The 14,545-nt window shown below is 50.2% G+C and carries 14 protein-coding genes; all 14 read right to left on the bottom strand.

The features are described from left to right. Positions 1-9: 9 nt before the first annotated feature. Genes L1N82_RS01810 through fliM form a run of 14 tightly spaced genes read right to left on the bottom strand, consistent with a single transcriptional unit; the run spans position 10 to position 14,536 of the window. Positions 10-471: a chemotaxis protein CheW gene (locus tag L1N82_RS01810; protein ID WP_235285630.1), complete on the bottom strand. Its 462-nt coding sequence runs from the start codon at positions 469-471 to the stop codon at positions 10-12. A 36-nt stretch (positions 472-507) separates the two neighbouring features. Then, positions 508-2,556: a chemotaxis protein CheA gene (locus tag L1N82_RS01805; protein ID WP_235285629.1), complete on the bottom strand. Its 2,049-nt coding sequence runs from the start codon at positions 2,554-2,556 to the stop codon at positions 508-510. A 42-nt stretch (positions 2,557-2,598) separates the two neighbouring features. Then, positions 2,599-4,029, bottom strand: a complete 1,431-nt coding sequence (locus L1N82_RS01800) for a protein-glutamate methylesterase/protein-glutamine glutaminase (RefSeq protein ID WP_235285628.1) — start codon at positions 4,027-4,029, stop codon at positions 2,599-2,601. A 27-nt stretch (positions 4,030-4,056) separates the two neighbouring features. Then, on the bottom strand, positions 4,057-4,917 hold the full coding sequence (locus L1N82_RS01795; RefSeq protein WP_235285627.1) for a MinD/ParA family protein: 861 nt from the start codon (positions 4,915-4,917) through the stop codon (positions 4,057-4,059). Further along, the gene (gene flhF, locus L1N82_RS01790; protein WP_235285626.1) at positions 4,910-6,241 is read right to left on the bottom strand and encodes a flagellar biosynthesis protein FlhF; all 1,332 of its coding nucleotides are present in this window, start codon (positions 6,239-6,241) and stop codon (positions 4,910-4,912) included. Before flhF ends, L1N82_RS01795 begins: the two co-directional genes overlap by 8 nt. Then, entirely contained in the window at positions 6,238-8,271 is a 2,034-nt protein-coding gene (flhA, locus tag L1N82_RS01785; protein ID WP_235285625.1) for a flagellar biosynthesis protein FlhA, read from the bottom strand. The genes flhF and flhA overlap by 4 nt, the downstream gene beginning before the upstream one ends. Before the next feature lie 15 nt (positions 8,272-8,286). Next, positions 8,287-9,390: a flagellar biosynthesis protein FlhB gene (gene flhB, locus L1N82_RS01780; protein ID WP_235285624.1), complete on the bottom strand. Its 1,104-nt coding sequence runs from the start codon at positions 9,388-9,390 to the stop codon at positions 8,287-8,289. A 36-nt stretch (positions 9,391-9,426) separates the two neighbouring features. Beyond that, a complete protein-coding gene (fliR, locus tag L1N82_RS01775; RefSeq protein WP_235285623.1) occupies positions 9,427-10,224 on the bottom strand; it encodes a flagellar biosynthetic protein FliR in 798 nt (265 codons plus the stop codon). 11 nt (positions 10,225-10,235) lie between these two features. Then, on the bottom strand, positions 10,236-10,505 hold the full coding sequence (gene fliQ / locus L1N82_RS01770; protein WP_235285622.1) for a flagellar biosynthesis protein FliQ: 270 nt from the start codon (positions 10,503-10,505) through the stop codon (positions 10,236-10,238). Between the two features lie 21 nt (positions 10,506-10,526). Beyond that, the gene (gene fliP / locus L1N82_RS01765; protein ID WP_235285621.1) at positions 10,527-11,285 is read right to left on the bottom strand and encodes a flagellar type III secretion system pore protein FliP; all 759 of its coding nucleotides are present in this window, start codon (positions 11,283-11,285) and stop codon (positions 10,527-10,529) included. Further along, a complete protein-coding gene (locus tag L1N82_RS01760; protein WP_235285620.1) occupies positions 11,282-11,917 on the bottom strand; it encodes a flagellar biosynthetic protein FliO in 636 nt (211 codons plus the stop codon). Before L1N82_RS01760 ends, fliP begins: the two co-directional genes overlap by 4 nt. A gap of 11 nt (positions 11,918-11,928) precedes the next feature. After that, the gene (locus L1N82_RS01755) at positions 11,929-12,291 is read right to left on the bottom strand and encodes a response regulator (protein WP_111149004.1); all 363 of its coding nucleotides are present in this window, start codon (positions 12,289-12,291) and stop codon (positions 11,929-11,931) included. A 21-nt stretch (positions 12,292-12,312) separates the two neighbouring features. Further along, a complete protein-coding gene (fliY, locus tag L1N82_RS01750) occupies positions 12,313-13,545 on the bottom strand; it encodes a flagellar motor switch phosphatase FliY (RefSeq protein WP_235285619.1) in 1,233 nt (410 codons plus the stop codon). Then, positions 13,535-14,536 carry a flagellar motor switch protein FliM gene (fliM, locus tag L1N82_RS01745; protein ID WP_235285618.1) on the bottom strand — a complete coding sequence of 334 codons (1,002 nt, stop codon included), beginning with the start codon at positions 14,534-14,536 and terminating at the stop codon, positions 13,535-13,537. Before fliM ends, fliY begins: the two co-directional genes overlap by 11 nt. Between the last annotated feature and the right edge of the window lie 9 nt (positions 14,537-14,545).

The following is a 14,545-nucleotide window of genomic DNA, read 5'->3' as shown; positions in this document are numbered from 1 at the left end:
CTTCAAAACCTAGTCCTCGAACTGTTCGATCTGGACGATCTCTTCTTTATTCAGTACCTCGGCCAAGTTAAGCATAACGAGCAGCCTTCCATCGTTCAGCTTAGCTACGCCGCGCAAATATTTCGCTCTGATGCCGCCAATCACTTCGGGCGGCGAATCGATTGCGTCCGAGTCGATGTCAATGACATCGTTGGCGGAATCGACGATAAAGCCTACTTCAATATCATTCACGGCTACGATAATAACCCGTGAGTTTTCCGTAGCCTCCGCCTGCTCCATATCGAAGCGGCCGCGCAAATCGATCACCGGGATAACCACGCCTCGCAGATTAATAACCCCTTTAATAAATGCTGGAGTCTTCGGAACGCGGGTAATCGGCATCATCCGCTCAATTGTCCGTACCTTGTCAACTTCAACGCCGTAATACTCGCTTGCAAGACCAAATACAATAACCTTTAATTCCTCACCCATGGGATAAACCTCCTTAAGTTCTTGTAAGGAAAACCTTTACTTAATCAGTGCATTCGGATCGATAATTAACGCTACCTGACCGTCTCCTAGAATAGTAGCACCTGAAACGACAGCAGTATTCGACAAATATTTTCCAAGCGGCTTCAGTACGATGTCACTTTGTCCGATAAATTCATCCACCATGACGGCCGCCCATTTCTCACCCTTGCGGATAATGACAACCTCGGTTTCATTTTCGGTAAGCTCATCGAAATCTGGTGATTCCAGCAGCTTGCTGAGTGATACAACAGGGATAATTGCCCCTCTAAACTCAATCATGCTATTCCCGTGAATATGATGTACCTGATCCCGGCGAACGATGGACGTCTCCATAATGGAAGACAGTGGAATTGCATACTTTTCACTACCCAGCTTGATCAGCATCGCCGAAATTATTGACAGCGTAAGCGGTAGCTGGATGGAGAAGATCGTTCCTTTGCCAAGCTGAGACTTGACGCTCACAGCACCGCCAAGTGAGTTAATCTTGGATTTCACGACATCAAGTCCAACGCCACGCCCCGAAATATCCGAAATCTTGTCCGCCGTACTAAAGCCCGGTGCGAAGAGGAGCATATATACTTCCTCATCTGTCATTCCGGCGCCCTGCTCGGCTGTAATAACACCGTTCTTCACCGCAATGCTGAGTACGCGCTCACGATTGATGCCCGCACCGTCATCTTCAATTTCAATGAAGACATTATTGCCGCTATGGAAGGCGCGAAGATTGACCGTTCCCGTCTCTGGCTTACCTGCCTCCACCCGTCTTTCAACGGACTCAATGCCGTGGTCAAGCGAGTTCCGGAGCAAATGGACCAGCGGGTCGCCGATCTCATCAATAACAGTTCTGTCAAGCTCGGTGTCTGCACCCGAGATAACCAGATCGATTTTCTTATCAAGCGTCTTAGCCAGGTCACGTACCATCCGCGGGAAGCGGTTGAACACCGACTCTACAGGCACCATCCGAAGCTTTAGAACGATGTTCTGCAAGTCTCCGCTGACTCTTGCCATATGCTCAACCGTCTCCGTCAGGTCACCGCGCTTGATTTCGCTTGCCAGCTGCTCAAGCCGAACACGGTCAATCAGCAGCTCGCTGAACAGGTTCATCAGGACGTCGAGGCGGTCGATGTCGACACGAATGGTTTTGGTAACTGCTGCTCCACCGCCTGCTGCAGCAGGTGCTCCGGCAGCCGGCTTGACTTCAGCTTTCTCCTTCTGTGCCTCTGGCTTTACAGCTGCCGCCTCTGGTCTTGACGGCTTGGACAGCATCGCGATGGATTCTTCGTCCATAACCGTTACTTGGGCCGACTCGATTTCCGAAATATTCTCGATCCGCGCCTTCAAATCTTCGGCAGATTGCTGGGTGATAAGATAAACCGAGAAGGAACGATCAAATTTCTCCTGCTCGATATCCTGGACAGACGGTTCGGATTTCACGACTTCCCCGCTCTGCTCAAGAAGCTCAAATACCATATAGGCACGAACTGCTTTAAGTACACAGGTTTCCTGTACTGTTACTTGAATGTGGAAAACCTGGTGTCCGGTTTCTATGGACTGCTTCAATACGGATATTTGAAATTGATCAAGTTCAATTTCCGCTGCCGCTTCCCCGCCCGACTTCTCAGGGCTCGCTTCCGTTTGCCCTTTTGGCGCGCCCTGGGCTTTATAATCCGGATTGACAATAGCTTTAAGATTCGTCACGATTGCCGAAACATCCGCTTTTCCAGTGCCCCCGCCAACTACATCCTGAACCATTGCATCCAGAGCATCCAAACCTTTAAACAACGTATCAAAAATAAATTCATCCATTTTGAGCTTATTGTTGCGAACCAGGTCCAGAACATTTTCCATCTCGTGAGTCAAGGCAGCTAGGTCCTCAAACCCCATCGTAGCTGACATACCTTTCAGTGTGTGAGCCGACCGGAAGATGATCTGAACAATACTGATATCATCTGGAGAACTTTCCAGCTTCAATAGATTTTCATTGAGTGATTGAAGATGATCGTTGGACTCATCAATAAACATGGACAAATACGCATTCATATCCATTCCCATTGCACCTCCTGTTGGACTGTAACTTACTCTTGTTAACTATTTCATCACCGCAGAGACGATCTGTCCTGCGATGCCTTGCAAGGGAAGAACAGTTTTAGCAGCTCCCCCTTCCACGGCTGACCTAGGCATCCCGTAAACGATGCAGGTTTCTTCCGACTCTGCGATCGTGGACCTCGCGCCACTCTCTGCCAATGCCTTCATCCCTTTGGCGCCGTCACTTCCCATTCCTGTCATAATGACAGCGTGACGATTAAGCTCGCCATGAGGCACAAGCGATTCGAACAGCACATCTACGGAAGGACGATGCCCGTTACGGGCGGGATCCTCTGTCAGCCGTATCCGGTAGAAGCCGCCGTCCTTCTGAAGCTTCATGTGATAGCCTCCGGGTGCTATGTAAACAACACCGGCAGCAAGCACATCTCCCTGCTCAGCCTCCTTCACAGTCAGTTCGCTGTACGTATCAAGACGCTGGGCGAGTGAATGCGTAAACTTGGGCGGCATATGCTGTACGACCAGCACCGGTGCAGGCAGATTACCGGGCAGGGACGACAGCACCTGGTGTAGCGCCCGCGGTCCCCCAGTCGACGTTCCAATGGCAACCAAATGCCTGAAGCTTGCTGTATGGGCCTTCTTCACCGCTCCTACTGGCGGAGTCTGTGATTTAGCTGCTCCCTCAACCTTCTTCTCCTTAGATAATCCAGCTGCCGGTTCCTTAACAGGTACTATCGGCTTCCCATTTCCGGTCGGGTTATCCTTTTTCGGCACTTTAACCGTTTCCTTGTCAGGCCGGATCGTCTTCTGCATACCTGCCGTTTTTGCGGGAGCTGCCGGACGCACCAGTGGACTGGCTGTTACCGGTTTGGCCGGACGTGGTATGGATATGTCCGGTTGCCGGCTGGGCGCCTGGCTTTTTCCGGTCAGTCTATCCTGCACCTTGTCCTTGCGTGGAGCGGTCAAAGGAAGAGGCATGACTTTGGGCTCGGACTTCTTCACTACAGCCGGACGGTCTTCACGTATGATTGTGCTCGAAACCGGCTTATCGGGAATCATCAGCACAGGCTGATGCTTCCTGATGCTGACTGCAAGCTTCAACCGGATAATAAGCGCTTCTCCCACGCTGGCTATATCATCAGTGATACCCGATGGCTTCCGAATAAAGTCAAATGCGCCAAGCTGGAGGGCGGCAATGGTTTGCCGAGTGTTATCTTCACTGATTCCCGAAAGCATAATGATCGGTATCGGTCTTTTTGCCATGATAATCTTCAAAGCTTCCAATCCGTTCATCTCGGGCATCTCAAGATCAAGCGTTACGGCATCCGGCTTAAGCTCTTCTACTAATCGCACAGCCTCTGACCCGGTTGAAGCTGTGCCAACAATTGTAAAGGATGAATCTTGTGTGATGATATCCGAGAATAGCTTTCGCATAAAAGCAGAATCATCAACTATTAAAATACGGTAAGGCGTCATGCTGCTCACCCCTAGCAAAGGATTAGATTATAGTCTGAACATGCGGTTTATAAATCCTTTGATGCCGCCCCCTCGGGTAACTGTTTCGTCCGCCAGGAAACGTCTTGCTATTTCCTCCACTCCCCGGGACGCACTTCCTGAAGGGAAAGCCAGAGTAAAGGGCACCTGCTTCTTCACAGCCTTCGTTACGGAAGGGTCATCCATAACCACGCCAAGCACCGGGATTTCCATCTGTAAAAACTGCTTTGCAACCAAACCGATCTTGTCAGCCGTCTGCCTGCCCTCACGATTGTCCATTGCCCGGTTCACAATTAACTTGAAGTCAACCTCATGGTTCATGGACTTTACCATCTTAATGAGTGCATATGCATCGGTAATGGATGTTGGCTCTGGTGTGGTAACAACGATAGTTTCTTGTGCGGCAACGATGAATTTTACCGTTTCGCGTGATAACCCGGCTCCAGTATCAAACAAGATAAAATCATAGTGGCCATGGAGCTTATCGATCTGGCTGCCGAAGTAATCCAGCTCTTCGTCTGATAAATCAAGCAAATCCTTAAATCCCGAACCCCCGGCTATAAAATGCAGTCCAAGCGGCCCTTCATGGATAATATCCCATATCGTTTTGTCTCTCTTCAGCAGGTGATACAGATTGTAAGGAGTCGAGCAGCCCATCAGGACATCGATGTTGGCCATTCCGATATCGGCATCGAATACAAGCACACGCTTGCCGAGCTTCTGCATGGACAAAGCGAAGTTCAAGCTGAAATTCGACTTGCCCACACCTCCCTTGCCGCTTGTCACCGTAATGATTCGGGTGGATCTGGCACCCGAGTCATTACCCTGCACCTCCACAAGTCTGCGGAGCGCATGTGCCTGATCATTCATGAGCGGACGCCCCCAATAGCTGTTTTACATAGGTGACTGACTGAAATGGTTCAATGTCATCCGGTACATTTTGACCATAAGTTATATAGGCGGTCTTGAGCTGATGCTTCATCGTCATATTCAGAACGGCCCCGTACGTGTCGGTTTCGTCCATCTTTGTGAAAATAAGTTTGCCGACGCCGTATTGCGAGAAGCGTTCCGCCACTGCTTCCATGTCCCTTGTCTTGCCAGTAAGGCTGAGCACAAGATAGGTATCGTTGCTGTTGCCGGCCTGCATCAAGCTGTTCACTTCAGATACATAAAGGTCATTACGGAAATTTCGTCCGGCCGTATCCATAAAGATGAGCTCGCGGTCTTCCAGCTCCTTGTATGCCCGGTTAAGCTCAGCCGGAGAAAATACGATTTGCAGCGGAATGTTCAAAATGTTGGCGTAGGTCCTAAGCTGATCGACAGCCGCAATCCGATACGTATCTGATGTGATCAGACCTACCTTGCGCTTGAGCTTCAAGGATTGTTCAGCAGCTAGCTTTGCAATAGTCGTTGTCTTGCCAACCCCTGTGGGCCCGACTACATGAACAACACGTCCGGCAAATTCGACTCCGGCTGTCTCGAAAGGCTTCATCCAGCCGGCAAGGATTAGACCAGCCGTATCCATAACTGACTGAGCACTGCATTCGGTACTGTAGTCCGGATGCTCAAGCAGCTCTCCCACCAGCTTGTCTACCCATACTTCCTCGACTTCCTGGTCAAGGAGCCTGCTGCGCAAGGGCGCCAAGTTTTCCGGTTCATTACGGCTGTCCTGCTGCTTGGCAAGCCGGACCACCAGTTCCTTCATTTCCTTTAATTCATCGAGCACGGCTGACTGGTCTTCCGCCAGCTGTTTGCTCTGAGGGCGTTCAGCCGGCTTAGCTTCTTGTACGACAGCTTGCGCTGCCGCTTGCTTCAGCAGTGTCATCAGATCTTCATTGCCGCCTGCTTCGAGGCCCTGATTGGATGTTGCGCCAGATACACTGCCTGATCTCACATCCGCCGTAGGCCGCGGAGCTTCTGCGCTGAGTGGATCGGCCACAGCTGGCATAACACTGCCGCCTGCCTGCTGCATAGCCGGACTCTTAGGTGCCGTCTGCTTGGGCTTCTGCTTGGGCGCCGCAGCCCCGGACTCAATTGCGGCGATAACCTCCATCTTCTTCTTACGGAACATGCCCATGAAGCCGCCTACGAATATTTCCTTGGTGTTCAAGATCACTGCATCCTTGCCCAGCTCGCTGCGAATTAACGGCAGCGCCTCCGGTACATCATTGACAATATACCTCTTCACCCTCATAGGTTCACCACCCCGACGCTTTGGACTTCAACGCTTGGTTCCAATTCACTGTAAGATAAGACCGGAATGTCCTGCATAGTTCGTTCAACCAGCTGTCTTAAATACATTCGGATAGTTGGTGATGCCAGCACGATCGGCTGTTGTCCGGACTGAATCTGCCGGGTAACCTGCTCGTTCAGCCGATGATAAATCTGCTGGGTAGCTACCGGATCAAGCGCAAGGTAGCTTCCCTGATCCGTTTGCTGTACGCATTCGGCAATCTTCTTCTCAAGCGAAGGCCCGACTGTAATGACCTTAAGCGACTCGCCGGCAGCGGAGAATTGATTCGTTATCTGTCTTGATAGTGATTGGCGCACATATTCGGTAAGAACATCTGGATCCTTCGTATAGTTGCCGTGATCGGCAAGCGTCTCGAATATGGTGACAAGATCCCGAATCGATATTTTCTCACGCAGCAGCTTGACGAGAACCTTCTGAATATCGCCGATAGTCAGAATATTAGGTATCAACTCATCAACCAGTGCCGGGTAGGTCTCCTTCACATTCTCAACCAGTGCCTTCGTCTCCTGGCGTCCGATCAGCTCATGCGCATGCCGTTTAATAATTTCTGTCAGATGGGTCGCAACAACGGAAGGCGGATCCACAACCGTATATCCGGAAATCTCAGCCCGTTCCTTCGTCACTTCATCTATCCAGAGAGCCGGAAGCCCGAAAGCAGGCTCCTGCGTTTCAATACCAATGATCGAATCGTCGTCATAGCCGGGGCTCATCGCCAGATAATGATTGAGCAGAAGCTCTCCTCTTGCTACTGTATTACCTTTGATCTTGATGACATACTCATTCGGTTTAAGCTGAATATTATCCCGAATCCGGATGACGGGGACAACCAGTCCAAGCTCAAGCGCGCATTGCCGGCGAATCATGATAATCCGGTCAAGGAGATCGCCTCCCTGCTGAGTATCAGCGAGCGGGATCAGCCCGTATCCGAACTCGAACTCAATAGGATCAACCTGCAGCAGACTGATAACACTTTCGGGACTGCGTACCTCTTCAATCTGCTGCTCCTCGATAATAAGCTCTTCTTCCTGCTGTTTCTTCGCGAGATTGGCTGACATGCGGTAACCTGCGTATACCAGCACGGCCGCAAATGGCAGTGTGGCTAACGGACCGATTGGTGTGGCAATGCCCAGCAGGGCAACCGTTCCGGCAACAATGTAGAGAAGCTTAGGCTGCTGGAGCATCTGGTTCGTTAGATCGTATGCCAGATTGCCCTCAGATGCAGCCCTGGTTACAATCAAGCCAGCAGCCGTAGATATAAGAAGCGCAGGGATCTGACTCACCAGGCCATCGCCAATCGTCAAGATTGAATAGGTGCCTAGTGCTTCTTGAAATGGCATACCATGCACCGACATACCGATTACAAAGCCACCAAGCAGGTTAATAATAAGAATGACGATCGAAGCGATGGCATCGCCTTTAACGAATTTACTGGCACCATCCATTGCCCCGTAGAAATCCGCTTCCCGTTCGATTTTTTCGCGGCGGTCACGGGCTTGCTGTTCGTTAATCAATCCCGAGTTGAGGTCTGCGTCAATACTCATCTGTTTACCAGGCATCGCATCGAGAGTAAAGCGGGCTGCAACCTCAGCTACCCGTTCAGAGCCCTTAGTGATGACGATGAACTGCACAACGACCAGAATGAGGAAGACGACAAAACCAACCGCAATTTGGTTACCTGCCACGAAACGACCGAACGTCTCTACCACATCACCCGCGTCTGCCTTGGACAATATGTTACGCGTAGAGGACACATTCAACGCCAGCCGAAACAGTGTGGTGATAAGCAGCAAGGCAGGGAATATGCTGAAATCCAGCGCCTTCTGCGTATTCATAGAGATCAGTAGAATCATTAACGCCGCGGATATGTTGACGATGAGCAGAAGATCCATCAGCACAAGCGGAATAGGAATGACCATCATCAGCACAATGCCTATGATACCGATCAATATAGCTAAATCTTTAATTTTCATCAGGCATTACCCTTCCTATGATGATTTTCCGCGCCCGCGGCCTTTAAGTTTGTATACATAAGCCAGTACTTCGGCAACGGCCTGGAACAGGTCGGCCGGAATCGCTTCGCCGATTTCCGCCCTGTCGTAAAGAGCTCGTGCCAACGGCCTGTTTTCCATAGTCATGACACCATTCTCTTTTGCAACTTCCCGAATGCGCAGTGCGAGATAATCAACGCCTTTGGCCAGCACAACCGGCGCATCCATATTGGATGCATCATAGCGAAGCGCAACCGCAAAGTGTGTCGGGTTCGTGATTACTACATCAGCCTTCGGTACATCCTGCATCATTCGACGAAGCGCCATCCGGCGCTGGCGTTCCCTGATTTTACCTTTAATCAGCGGGTCGCCCTCTGATTTCTTGTATTCATCTTTAATGTCTTGCTTGGACATTCTAAGGTTTTTCTCGTACTCGTATTTCTGATACATGTAGTCAAACACTGCCAGCACCACCAGTATCGCGGCTATCTTTATACCAAGCGTCATTGTGGTGGATGCGGTAAAGCTGAAAATATCCTGGGGTGCCAAATGTGCAAGCTGCAGGATATGTCCCCGCTCGCCCCACAGCGAAATGTATACCATAACGCCGATGACGATCAGCTTCAGCAAAGTTTTACTAAACTCAACTAATGACCGAAGCGAGAATATTCTCTTGAATCCTTCGATCGGATTCAGCTTCTTAAAATCGGGCTGCAGCGGCTTGCCGGTAAACAGGAAGCCTATCTGCAGATAATTGCCCACAATCGCAATGATAAAAGCAATCCCGAGAATCGGGGACAGCAGCAGCAGCAACTGCAAGAGCAGATTGGTGAATAATGGCATCACATTCCCTATTGTTACATCGAATGTCAGCCATTCCTCGAAGAAATCACCGAACAGCCGCAGAAGACGTTCCCAGTAATAACCGCCTAGCATCATGAAGCTGAGAAAGATACTGAGCAGGATCAATGAGGCTGGTATCTCGTTACTCTTGGCTACCTGACCCTTCTTCCGTGAATCCTGCCTTTTCTTCGGGGTGGCACGTTCCGTCTTTTCCTGAGAGAAAAGCTGTAGATCAAGCGTCAACCTGAACTTGGTCAAGTAGGGCCACCTCCTGTAAGCATTCGACCCATCACACTAGCTACCTCCGGCACTGCCGTTCACGATTGCCATCAATTCTCCCATAGCGTTGAACATCTGGCTAAACAAGTGGGAGAACAAACCCGTCAAACCGGGTACTACGAGCGCCAGCAGCAGCAGACCAACTATGATTTTCAGCGGCATTCCGATTACAAAGACGTTAAACTGCGGCGCCGTCTTGGCTAGAAATCCCAGTCCCACATCCGTTAAAAACAGTGCGACGACCAGCGGTGCGGATATCTGCAGGGCCAGCATAAATGTGATCACCAGCGCTTTGGTCAGAAACTGCGTTACCGTTCCGGCTGCTATCTGTGTAAACAATCCGTTGTCAATCGAAATCCAATCGTAGCTTTGAACAATACCGTCTAGCAGAAAGTGATGGCCGTTCATACCCAGGAAGACCAGCACCATGACATAAAACTTGAAGTTACCGGTAATTGGCGCCGATGCACCAGTCATCGGATCATACACATTCGCCATTGCCAGTCCCATCTGAAGGTCAATAAAGGCGCCGGCTGTCTGAACCACCGTAAAGAATAAATAACAGGTATATCCGATTAGAAGTCCTACTAAGATCTCTCTTCCGACCAGCAGCAGATAGGTTGCATCTGCAGGTACTGCTGCCTGACTTGTTCCATAGCTCAGATAGACGATTACAGATAAGAAAAAACCAAGCCCTATCTTAAACATAGCCGGAACGCCTCGGGTCGAAAAGACTGGTGCTACGACGAAAAACGCTGTTATTCGACAAAAAATTAATAAAAAAATTGGGAACGCCTGCAGAAATGTATTCATCTTTCCACAGCCTATCCGATATATTTATAGAGGTTATTAAATAGGTTGTACGTAAAGTCAACGAGCGTGTTCAAAATCCAGGGACCAAAAACTAGAATAGAGACCAAAACTGCGACGATTTTCGGTACAAATGCCAGTGTCTGTTCCTGAATTTGAGTTGTAGCCTGGAATATACTGACGATCAAACCCACCGCAAGTCCCAATACCAGCATCGGAGCACTGCTCTTCAGTGTAACGTACACAGCTTGCCCGGCAAGCCCGATTATAAATTCCGCATTCATGACGCCGCCCCTCTCGATAACCTATGGATTAAAACTCAGCAGCAGTGACCGCACAATCAGATACCAGCCGTCTACAAGTACGAACAGCAATATTTTAAACGGCAGTGAAATCATGACCGGCGGAAGCATCATCATACCCATGGCCATCAGGGTGCTGGAAACGACCATATCAATAACCAGGAATGGTATAAAAATCATAAAACCCATCTGGAACGCGGTTTTCAACTCACTTATCGCATAGGCCGGAACCAGTACGGTAAGCGGTATTTCCTCGTAGCTGCTAGGCTTTTCCATCCGGCTGTACTTCATGAACAGCAGAAGATCTTTCTCCCTCGTGTGTGAAAACATGAATTCCTTCATCGGTTTACTGGCAGCTTCCAATGCTTCCGTCTGGGTAAGTTCACCTTTCAGGTAAGGCTGAAGTCCTGCTTCATTCACTTGTGAAAGCGTAGGAGCCATAATGAAGAAGGTTAAGAAAAGCGCAAGCCCGATCAATACCTGATTCGGCGGCATTTGCTGTGTACCCAGCGAGGTACGGACAAAGCCGAGAACAATGACGATACGGGTAAAGCTGGTCATTAATACCAGGATAGCAGGTGCGATACTTAGAACCGTGATAAGCAGCAGTATGGATACCGCCGACGTATTCGGCCCCTCCTCCCCTTCTCCGCCGATTGAAATATCAATGTTCGGGAGGGGCTCCGCATAGGCCTGATTCATATAAAGCCCTGATGCTGCAACCAACAACAGCAGTACAGTTAACAATAATTTCTTCTTCATTCATCTCTCGACCGATCTGTATGGTTTGCGTCATGGAGCAGCGTTTCAACCTGCTGCTTATGTTCCGATTGACGCTTCAGCTTATCCTGTAAAATTGTGCGGAAGCTCTCTGCGTCCATCGTTGTCCCCTTCCCCTGCGATCCCTCTGCATTGGAGCGTCCACGCAAGCGATCGAGGACCGCCACGATACTGCTGGCCTTCCAGCCTTCTGACTGCTGGCCTTCCAGCATACTGATGATCGCTTCAGCTTGCCCGGGATCATCGATCTTATCGAGAAGTGTCACATTCTCCCCAACTCCAACAACGTAGAGCAAGCCTCCGATATCGACCACCTGCATTGATTTGTTCTGACCAAGCCCGACTCCGCCCAATGTACGGAGCGACCTGTTCATTCCCATTGCCCGGTTGCGGCCGGAGAGAAACTTGATGAAGAGAACAATCAAACCGATAACGAGAAGGAGAGCGATAATGACCCATACCAAACTGCCGGCAACATTGGTGTCAGGTGCGTACTCAATTCCGCTGTTAAGGTCGGCCAAGTCGTTGCCGTTGCTCGCGGCTAAAGCCGCAGCCGGGGCAGCAGCCATCGCAATAGCCGCAAGCCCAGCCGTCATCCATTTGGTTGTCCTCATGGCACTACCCGTTAACCCAGCGTCTTCTTGATAGCTTCGATAACACGGTCCGCCTGGAAAGGCTTAACGATAAAGTCTTTAGCGCCAGCCTGAATTGCATCGATAACCATAGCCTGCTGACCCATAGCGGAACACATGATGACCTTGGCGTTGCCGTCAAGCTTCTTGATTTCCTTCAGCGCTGCGATGCCGTCCATCTCCGGCATGGTGATGTCCATTGTTACCAGGTCGGGCTTAAGTTCTTTATACTTTTCCACCGCTTGTGCGCCGTCCTGTCCTTCGCCGACGACCTCGTAGCCGTTCTTAGTCAGAATGTCCCGGATCATCATTCTCATGAATGCTGCGTCGTCTACGATTAAAATGCGGTTTGCCATCTTATTTCTTCCTCCCAGAAGTTATTGTATTTTTTGAAGCCGGTCCCATTGACTGACAATATCCGTCACGCGTACACCGAAGTTCTCATCAATGACGACAACCTCGCCTTTGGCGATCAGTTTGTTGTTAACCAGTATGTCTACCGGTTCACCTGCAAGCTTGTCCAACTCAATGACGGATCCCTGAGAAAGCTCAAGAATCTCTTTGATCTGCTTCTGCGTCCTACCTAATTCTACAGTCACCTTCAGCGGAATGTCGAGTAATAAATTTAGGTTGGAATCATCCGCCTGAACATATGGTGCACCTTGGAAATTAGCAAACTGTACAGGCTGCACGTTTACGTTCCGGCCAGGCATAGAGCCGAGCGACTGAGGTGCATGAGCGTGCATCGGCATACCGCCTCCTGCGTAATCAGGCGCCATAGGCGGTGCATACTGCGGCTGTGGCGGTGCCATAGGCGGCGTATGCTGAGGCGCTGGAGGCGCTGTAGGCGCTGGAGCCTGCGGTGCTGGCACTGCTGCCTGCGGTTGCGGCGCTGCCGGGGCAGGTGCCGGTTCCGGGGCTGTTCCGCCCATCAAGGTCGATACAAGCTCCTTTGCGAACGAAACAGGCAGCAGCTGCATAATCGTTGAATCTATCAAGTCCGCAATCATCAGGCGGAATGATATTTTTACAAATACATCAACCGGTGGCAGATTACTGACGCCTTCCCCGCTCGATACATCAAGAATATCAATACCTGGCGGCGATATGTTGACGAACCGGTTAAAGATGGTTGACATAGAAGTCGCCGACGAACCCATCATCTGATTCATCGCTTCCTGAACGGCACTGATGTGAATTTCGTTCAGCTCTTCAGCTGTCACATTCCCCTCGCCGCCAAGCATCAGATCTGCTATGACCTGAGCGTCCATCGTCTTAATGACAAGGGAGTTAATGCCTTGGAAACCATCCACATACTCTACATGGACAGCCACATGGGGTCTTGGAAACTCACTGTCCAAATCTTCCCGTCTAATCAGGGAAACCTTAGGAGTAGTGATATCGACCTTCTTGCCAAGCAGCGTCGACAAAGCTGTTGCCGCACTGCCGAAAGTGATATTACCAATCTCCCCAAGCGCATCCTCTTCCATTGGATCCAAATACTGATCAGCGGCCAGAGTCTCGCCTTCTCCGGAAGAATCTCCGTCCCCGGAAGATTGCCGCAGCAGTGCATCAATCTCTTCCTGCGACAAATAATCCTTACTCGTCATGATCTTCTTCCACTCCTTCACTTACAATCTCGTCGACCTGTACGGCTACACGGTCTCTGATAGTCCCTGGGCTGCCGATAAATTTTAGCTTCTCGCCTACTTTTACTTGAAGCCCATCCTCCACCCGCTTATCCAGCGTGATTACATCCCCTACCGACAGGCTCAGAAACTCCCGTATCGAGATGCTGGAAGCGCCAAGCTCTGCGACAATCGGCAGCTTGGCTTTGCTGACCCGGTTGCTGAGCATGTCCACTTCTTCCGGCGCACGGCTCTTCTTTTGTGATACGAACCAGTGATGAACGGATAGGCGTGACATAATCGGCTCAATGACAACATGCGGTATACACAAGTTAATCATACCCGTGGTATCACCAATTTTGGTGCTGAGTGATATCAAAGCAATTGTCTCGTTCGGAGAGACAATCTGCATGAATTGCGGATTCGTCTCCAACGCTTCCAATCTGGGGGAGATATCGACAACCGTTTTCCACGCTTCCTGTAAACTCTCGAATGCCCGGTTAAATATCCGTTCCATGACAATCGTTTCAATTTCCGTAAGTGAGCTGATTTTAGTTGGTGCTATACCTTGTCCGCCCAGCATGCGGTCCAGCATTGCATAGGCAACGTTGGGATGAACCTCAAGCACCATGCGGCCCTCGAGCGGATCCGCTTCGAAGATATTCAAGATCGTCATCTTCGGTATTGATCGGATAAACTCATCATAAGGAAGCTGCTCAACCTGCACCACGTTAATCTGTACGAAGGTACGCAGCTGGGCTGAGAAATACGTTGTCAGATAACGGGCAAAATTTTCATGTATACGGGTAAGGCTCCGAAGATGGTCTTTCGAGAAACGGACGGCACGTTTGAAATCATATGCGCGTATCTTCTTCGTGGTCTCTTCTTTCTTCAGTTCCTCGGCATCCATCTCACCGGACGAGAGAGCCGCGAGCAGCGCATCGATTTCATTTTGCGATAACACATCCACCATTTGTCTCAC

It is taken from the genome of Paenibacillus tarimensis (assembly GCF_021532315.1).
Taxonomy (GTDB): Bacteria; Bacillota; Bacilli; order Paenibacillales; family Paenibacillaceae; genus Paenibacillus_I; species Paenibacillus_I tarimensis.
The sequence above is the reverse complement of the archived record's forward strand: the minus strand, read 5'-3'. Positions and strand labels throughout refer to the sequence as shown.

What these genes read in the sequence shown, in the direction of transcription:
- L1N82_RS01810 (WP_235285630.1), bottom strand. Translation starts at nt 471, where the DNA reads ATGGGTGAGGAATTAAAGGTTATTGTATTTGGTCTTGCAAGCGAGTAT.
- L1N82_RS01805 (WP_235285629.1), bottom strand. Translation starts at nt 2,556, where the DNA reads ATGGATATGAATGCGTATTTGTCCATGTTTATTGATGAGTCCAACGAT.
- L1N82_RS01800 (WP_235285628.1), bottom strand. Translation starts at nt 4,029, where the DNA reads ATGACGCCTTACCGTATTTTAATAGTTGATGATTCTGCTTTTATGCGA.
- L1N82_RS01795 (WP_235285627.1), bottom strand. Translation starts at nt 4,917, where the DNA reads ATGAATGATCAGGCACATGCGCTCCGCAGACTTGTGGAGGTGCAGGGT.
- flhF (WP_235285626.1), bottom strand. Translation starts at nt 6,241, where the DNA reads ATGAGGGTGAAGAGGTATATTGTCAATGATGTACCGGAGGCGCTGCCG.
- flhA (WP_235285625.1), bottom strand. Translation starts at nt 8,271, where the DNA reads ATGAAAATTAAAGATTTAGCTATATTGATCGGTATCATAGGCATTGTG.
- fliR (WP_235285623.1), bottom strand. Translation starts at nt 10,224, where the DNA reads ATGAATACATTTCTGCAGGCGTTCCCAATTTTTTTATTAATTTTTTGT.
- fliQ (WP_235285622.1), bottom strand. Translation starts at nt 10,505, where the DNA reads ATGAATGCGGAATTTATAATCGGGCTTGCCGGGCAAGCTGTGTACGTT.
- fliP (WP_235285621.1), bottom strand. Translation starts at nt 11,285, where the DNA reads ATGAAGAAGAAATTATTGTTAACTGTACTGCTGTTGTTGGTTGCAGCA.
- L1N82_RS01760 (WP_235285620.1), bottom strand. Translation starts at nt 11,917, where the DNA reads ATGAGGACAACCAAATGGATGACGGCTGGGCTTGCGGCTATTGCGATG.
- L1N82_RS01755 (WP_111149004.1), bottom strand. Translation starts at nt 12,291, where the DNA reads ATGGCAAACCGCATTTTAATCGTAGACGACGCAGCATTCATGAGAATG.
- fliY (WP_235285619.1), bottom strand. Translation starts at nt 13,545, where the DNA reads ATGACGAGTAAGGATTATTTGTCGCAGGAAGAGATTGATGCACTGCTG.
- fliM (WP_235285618.1), bottom strand. Translation starts at nt 14,536, where the DNA reads ATGGTGGATGTGTTATCGCAAAATGAAATCGATGCGCTGCTCGCGGCT.